The following is a 7029-nucleotide window of genomic DNA, read 5'->3' on the forward strand; positions in this document are numbered from 1 at the left end:
CAAAAACGCGAGTATAAAGGCGAACAAAGTTTGTGCAAACGCACGAGAAAGACACAAAATGAAGAAAACACGCAAAATTTTGCGCGTTTTCTTTTGATAAATGCGTTTTTGCTATGAACAAACTTCGCCTCTCGACGTACCTTTGTACGCCTTCGGGTACCCCCAAACCGCGATGCAACGCGGTTTGGGCTTAGTTTGTCCATTCCAAACATTTTTTCCTATTCCCTAAAAAAGGGGCTGTAATAAATTTACAGCCCCTTTTTTTACATTTATATTTTCTTTTTTATCCAGCGGAATTCCTCTGCAGACCAGTTGAATTTGCCCAAGGTCACTATAGGATTTTCTTCGGTCTGCCACCGCACCTTGTTGACGCTCACAAACGCACGGAACGACTTTTCATCATCCGTCCATCCAATTTGCTTGCGGTCTGCCGAAATGAAATACCCCGTATCGGTAGCCTTTACCTCATACTTTTCATATTCCTTTTCAAAGCGGTCACCGAAAAAGGATTTAAACATGCCGGTATTAACATCCATAAACGGCTTGCCGTCGCGGATATACATCTCAGAGCACGGCCACATAAGCCTGCCTTCAAAGGCAAATATCACCTCTGCATCTTTCGGACAGGTAACATCTAAATAAACTCTATCCGCATCATAAGCCACCTTCACCGTACCGATTTCACCGATTTTTTCGGCTTTGGCGGTATCTAAATCTGTACCTAAGGGGTAGCAATCCTTTCCCTCTGCCTTGTAATAGCCAAGGGGTGCTTTGCCTTGGTTGATTCGCGCTTCCACCTCGCAAAATTCGGTTTCAAGAAGTGTTTTTAAGCTCTCGATACGAAACTCTATCTTTTCGGGGAAGAATTTAAAGCCCTGCGCCTCGGAATGATAGCCTAAACGATTGTCGTTTTCGCAAAGAGGAATCATGCGCTTGCTGTTTTCCATTTCTGCGTATACAATCTGCTTCATTTCCTCTAAAATTTCTTTTGCATCGCCCTGCTCTAAACCCAGCTTTTCGCGAAGCTCGTAAAAACGCATAATATTATAACCGCTGTCAAACAAAATACCAAGCGCTTTTGCAACACTTTCAAGTTCTGCCGACACACCCTCGGGCAATTTTGAAAGGCCTTCTTTCCAGCCCTCGTTCATGCGGTGCAAAAGCTCCACCGCTTCCCACAAATCATGTCCCTGGGTTAAACAGTCGGACACACGGTCGCCATAGGGACGGTCGATCACAAACCAGCTTCTGGGCATTGCATGGTTTTTGGGCAAAAGCTGTAATTCCCATGTCACACCGTCATGCATAGGTCCGTAATAGCTGAACATGGTGTTTACGGGATAATTCTCATAAGCTGCGCTGAAAAGCTTCCACGCCTTTGCAACATCTTCTGCATGGCTTCTGCCGTACAAAATACCTGCCAGATGCTTTAAAAAGGCATCTGCATCCGAAAAATCCCACATAAACGACAGTTCTCCTGCCGCCTTGCTCATCATGGACGGATAATTGCCGAAATACCAGCACTGCAAAATGCCCTCTACATTATACTGTCGCGCACCCTTGTACTTTTCAAAGAGTAAGCTTGGCACGGGTACATACGGCACAGATGCCACCTCGTGGGAACAGCAAACCTGCATTTTTGCATACAACTGCTTGCCGTTTTCATTGGCGCATTTTGCCGTTTCTTCAAATAAATAAGATGGTCCTGCGTAAGATAGCCAGTAGTCAAACGCCAGTCGGTTTTTACCAAGCTGCTCCGGAAAGCCGTAATCATCAAAGTTCTGCATTAAAGCTACGTCCTTTGGTGCAGACTTCACATAATCCTTTACGTCCTCGATTTCCCACATTCTGTGGCCATAGGTCCAACTGATAAACTCACCCTTTGCCCCTGCCCGTCGCATCCCCTCTTTAATCAGGTCTACCGTGTGGGACAAAACATCGCCCATTTTATACTGTCCGCATCGGGGACATTTGGAATAATCTACCACACTCGCGCAATTGGTTACCCGCTCGCCCTCTGTGATGTCGATAAAACCGCCCAAATCAGGCACAGCCCTAAACAACCGCTCGGTCATTTCGATGCAGTATTTTGCCCCCTCCTCCGTGTGGGTGCAAAAGGCAGGTCTGTTCCATCCCGGCGCACCGTTGATTTCGGGGTATTTTCCCGCAAGGTCCTCCGGCAAGCCCGAAGGCTCAACCCCGAACACATACACCTTTATGCCGTATCTTGCGCATTTTTCCACAACTTTTCTTAATTTTTCCAGTCTTTGCTCCGAGCCTTCGCCGTATTCGGTGATGATGTCGGAGGTCAGTAAATCCGAAAAATAAGTATATATCCAGATACCGTTATTGCCGTCATGGGCAATACGGTTTAAGTAGTTGTCGGGATAGTAATCCACGTCATTAAACAGCTCGTCCACCCGATTCGGTTCGCGGTTTGTGGGGCTGAAAAAACCTCTTGTGATACGGGATTTTACCGCAGGCTTTCGCGTTTCGGTAAAAGGCTTTAAAAAAGGCGCTTCACTTTCGGTAATCAAATCCTCCAAATGCACCAACGCACGGCGTACACCTTCGGTATCTGCAGAACAAATCACGCACTCACTTTCCGAAACGGTCACAATATGCTCTTCAAAACAGCTTGTTTTCCCCATCTCAATGCGAACGGGATACCGCGTGCCACCCATTTCATACACCTTTAAAAAGGTATCAAAATCATCAAAAGCCGTTTCCAACAATCCCTTTTCATCGGGAAAACGGATGTCTAAATACATACCGCGCACATCAATTTCGCCCGTTTCCTTTTCACGCAAGCCAAACCCCTTAGGTTTTTCCGCATGCAAAGGCTTTTTTAATTCTTCCACAAATGCCATGGGCGGTTGCTTGTCCACAAACAAATCCAAATTTTTATTAAAAGTCGGGTTATCCAGCTTTTTATTCGGCAACGCCTTTTTTAAAGTGATTTTTTTCATCATGCTTTCCCTCTTTCTTTTTTAAGTAAATCCAATCGGACAATCCCCAAAAGTGCCGCCGCCACCGTTAAGATATGGGACAGCATCATGGTCATTGCCGCAGAAACCGCAACATCATACAAAAGCCACAGCACACCGTTTAAAAGCATAAACAGTCGATAGCCCGATGCCTTTTTCTGTGCTAATCCCAACGCACAGCTGACCGCTGCCGCGGCAGACAGCAAATCCTGGGGCATTCTGTAAGTTGCAAGCGAACAAACGCCAAACGCCACTAAAAAAGCAAGGGCTAAGAAAAAGGGTGTTTTGTCGGGGTTTTTGAGGCGGTACAAAAAGAAGACAATGGTCTGCAAAATTGCAACCCCGTACAAACCGCACCCCGAAAGGTTTCCGTTTAATATGTAGCTTAATGCGCCAAGTCCGTTGCAAACCAACTGACACACCAAAATGTACCGTACATTTTTCAGTTGCATGGATAAAACCACCGCAACCGACACAATAAGTCCTAACCATTCGGATAATCCGAAATCCATTTTCACTTCACCTCATCAATCGGGAATCAATTCTGCCACAACGCCCGGCACCATTCCCATTTCGGGGAACTTTTTAAGCTCGGGATGGATAACGGCCAAATCCTTCATAAACAACTCCACGTCAAATGCCATTTGCATTTCAGGCTCGTTGATATATACAAAACGAGCCAAGTCTACCCATTTATCTCTGTTTTCTTCATAATATGTCTCTTTGGTAGCCGCTTCTGCTGTCATATATTTTATAAGCATTTCCATATGGAATTGCGCATAAAATACCGATTTGCGTTTGGCAAAAGGCAACGCATTGATTTCGTCCTGCTTTTCTTTTAAGAAGGCAAGCATATTTTCCGCTTCGTGCTTGATGGCAAGGGACATTTCTTCGGTACGATGAATAACCACCTTACTGTTTGCGGACTGACGCATAAAATAGCCCTTGAAATCTTCTGCCAAAGAGCCGAATGCCGCTTCAAAATAGTCATCCGTCATCTGTTCAAAGGAGATTTTTTCGTCCCACATTGCCTTGCACATTACATACTGACCGAAACCGTTGGGCATAAATGCTCTTTGTGCCTGACAACTTACAACACCCAAAACGTTGTACTTTTTCATAGACACAATGTCTTCATACACAATTTTAGCAAGATTAAATGTACCGAAATCGCCGTAATGATGCTTTGCGGCTCTCCAGTAATAATACTCATAGCTGAAGCAGTCCACAGGGAATTGCTTGTACCATCTGGCAAGATGTCCCAGATTGTCCTCATTGTCCTTGGGATTATGCATTTTGTTCAATTCATAAGGAATTTCCTCGGTCAATTCACCCACCTGAGCATAGGATGTATCATAAAATCTGCCGATGGGCGCAAACATCAGAATCATACGGTCAAGATTTTTGATTTTTTCTTCCAACGGTGCCCAAAGCAAATCCAGATATGCCAAAAATACAATTTTGGTGTCCAGATTACGCTTGGTCAATGCTTCATCCACCTCATTCAAAAGCATAACATACCAGTCGGCAGGTCTTTTTTGGCGACAAGCATCACATTCGCAATAATTGCTCGAGCCGTCCGCCAACCAGAAATGAATGACATCAATTTCGGGATGTGCTTCGGAATAATCCGCCACACATTCTGCCATTAAAGTACGTACTTCGGGATTGGAATAGCAAAGCTGGGTATTTGCCGCACCGTCTGCCACACTTCTTTTGCCGTTTACAAGGGCAAACTTACTGCGGATTTCTTCGGGATAATCCCCTTCGCCGTCCGACTCCAGAAGACCTAAAGGCATACTGGTCCAGCCGTGTCCCACATCATGGAACGAAAGACCTCTCTTTTTAACTTCCACCGCAACCTTATCTTTAAAAAGCATACCATCTTCAGGTTGCAGATTTTCGTTCAAACGGTATCCGTTTCGCTGATGCTTATACCAACGGTTCATAAAGCCAAAGGGATTTGTAAACTGCAGAAAATAAGCATTCAAACCCATTTTTGCCGCCCAGTCAATGTTGGTTAAAAGCACCTCTAAGGAGCTTGCTCCCTCTAAACAGGTACCGCGGTACTTGCTGGTCGCGGTATGGGTAAATACCACTTCATGTTCTTCAACCTTAACCCCCTCAGGGATGTATTCACCATCGTGACCGTGGCGCACCCAGCGGATACCAAGCGCCTCTAAATACTGATACACCGCATAGAGCACACTTCTCGGGTTAGAACCCTTTAAAGTACCGCCGTTTTTTCCGATGTTTACTTCCACCGTGTCTATCTCGTCATCGGTTTTGTCCATAAATCCCAACTCCACCACAAAGGTGTCGGAGATTTTCTTGTCCAGTAAAAACAAATATTTTTCAAGCTCTGCTTTGGCAAACAGAACGGTCTCGTTATTCAGCAAAACATTTACTTTCATTTTTCATTCTCCTTCATTAAAAGAATACATATCCTTTTTTTTCTTCTTCTTCCTGTTCCAACAGTTTTCTCACTTCCACATAGCCGGTGCGAACATAACTTCTAAGGTAATTTATAAAATGCACCAAGTCAAATACGTTGTAAACAGAAGCCTCTGTTTTGCGCACAAAATCAATGATTTTCTGCCATTCCGGCATGGATTTCTCACTGCCGTCGCGATAGTAAACCAGCTCGGCTTGTGCAATCCGTTGAAATACCATGGCATGATACTTTGCGTAAAATACAGATTGCGCATGGCAAAGATTATCAAGCTTCTGTTCTTTTTCAATCGCAGCAATTTCGGAAAGTATGCGGTTTACAAGCTCAAGAAGCTTTTCGGATTTTTCGCAGGATTCCTCTTCTTTTGAAAGATTCGAAAGACTTCTGAAATGGTTATAGAAAAGGTCTGCATATTGTCCGAACGCGCCCTCGTAATATTCTTTCACCAAATCCATATATGCTTTTTCGGAATGCCAGAAGGTTTTGGCATGCATATATGCCGCAAGACCTGTGGGCAGGAACGAACGCTGACTCTGGCAGTTTAAAATGCCATCCAGACCAACCTGCTCTAAGGCTTGAATATCCCGATATACAATTTCGGAGGCGTTTAAGTTACCCATGTCAACATATCGCTGCGTGTTCCAGTTGAAATATTCCCAGGAATAGCAGTCAATATCACCTGCCACTTCACGCCAGTCTTTAAGAAATGCAATGTTTAGACTAACATCCGTCGGATTATCATTTTTGTTTCTTACAAATTCAGGTGTTTTGGGCAATTCTCCCACCTCATCATAAGAAGCTTTGTAGTTTCTGCCGATGGGACAAAACGACAGCAAAGCTCTGTCGGGGTTTTTGATTTTTTCGGAAGGTGCCCATAAATTATCAATATAAAGCGGTGCAGAAATCCTCATTTTAAGACCTTCCTTAGTCATAATTTCATCTGCACGGTTTATTATGCGTACCGTTCCGTCGGCAGGCATAATTTTCTGACAGTTTTCACATTCACAGTGAACATTCATGGCATCCGCAAAGGAAACATCAAATATGTCTGTCTCGGGGTTTTCACGAGCATAGTTTGCTATGTAATTTGCAAGCTTTTCAATAACATCGGGATTGGAAAAGCAAAGCTGTGTGTTACCTATAGATACATGCACCTTACGCTCTCCGTCTATCATCGCAAGTGCATCCTTCATTTCATCGGGAACTACTTCACCCTCTGCCGTAAGCGGAACGCCGTATGCCATGCTGGTAAGTCCGTGTCCGCCCGTGTTGAAAATCAAACCTCTCTTCTTTATCTCGTTTACCATTTTGTTGCGGTATTCCATAGCCTCAGATGGCGTAACTTTTCTTGCATCAATCCATAACGGATTTCTTAAATGGCTCGTCCATCTTTCAAAAAACAGGGTCTGATCAAAAAACTGCAGTATGTACATATTTAGTCCGACTTTGGCGCACCAGTCAATGTCGGCACGCATAAGGTCCATGGTTACACCGCCCTCAATAATCATACCTCTGTACTTGTTTTTTGCAGTGCGGGTAAATGAAACTTCCTTTTCGGGAACACAAACGCCTGTCGGGATGTATTCTCCG

General features: G+C 44.4%; 4 protein-coding genes. All 4 read right to left on the minus strand.

Translation table 11 applies throughout. The features are described 5' to 3' along the window. Positions 1 to 269: 269 nt before the first annotated feature. Entirely contained in the window at positions 270 to 2972 is a 2703-nt protein-coding gene (locus IJE10_00990; GenBank protein MBQ2966679.1) for a hypothetical protein, read from the minus strand. Then, positions 2969 to 3499 carry a YgjV family protein gene (locus IJE10_00995; GenBank protein ID MBQ2966680.1) on the minus strand — a complete coding sequence of 177 codons (531 nt, stop codon included), beginning with the start codon at positions 3497 to 3499 and terminating at the stop codon, positions 2969 to 2971. The genes IJE10_00990 and IJE10_00995 overlap by 4 nt, the downstream gene beginning before the upstream one ends. Before the next feature lie 15 nt (positions 3500 to 3514). Continuing rightward, entirely contained in the window at positions 3515 to 5401 is a 1887-nt protein-coding gene (locus IJE10_01000; protein MBQ2966681.1) for a DUF4838 domain-containing protein, read from the minus strand. Positions 5402 to 5417: 16 nt separating this feature from the next. Beyond that, positions 5418 to 7029 (minus strand): DUF4838 domain-containing protein (locus IJE10_01005; GenBank protein MBQ2966682.1); only part of this gene is annotated, 1612 nt, incomplete at its 5' end.

This window comes from Clostridia bacterium, from assembly GCA_017410375.1.
Lineage (GTDB): Bacteria > Bacillota > Clostridia > RGIG6154 > RGIG6154 > RGIG6154.

What these genes read in the sequence shown, in the direction of transcription:
- IJE10_00990 (MBQ2966679.1), bottom strand. Translation starts at nt 2,972, where the DNA reads ATGATGAAAAAAATCACTTTAAAAAAGGCGTTGCCGAATAAAAAGCTG.
- IJE10_00995 (MBQ2966680.1), bottom strand. Translation starts at nt 3,499, where the DNA reads ATGGATTTCGGATTATCCGAATGGTTAGGACTTATTGTGTCGGTTGCG.
- IJE10_01000 (MBQ2966681.1), bottom strand. Translation starts at nt 5,401, where the DNA reads ATGAAAGTAAATGTTTTGCTGAATAACGAGACCGTTCTGTTTGCCAAA.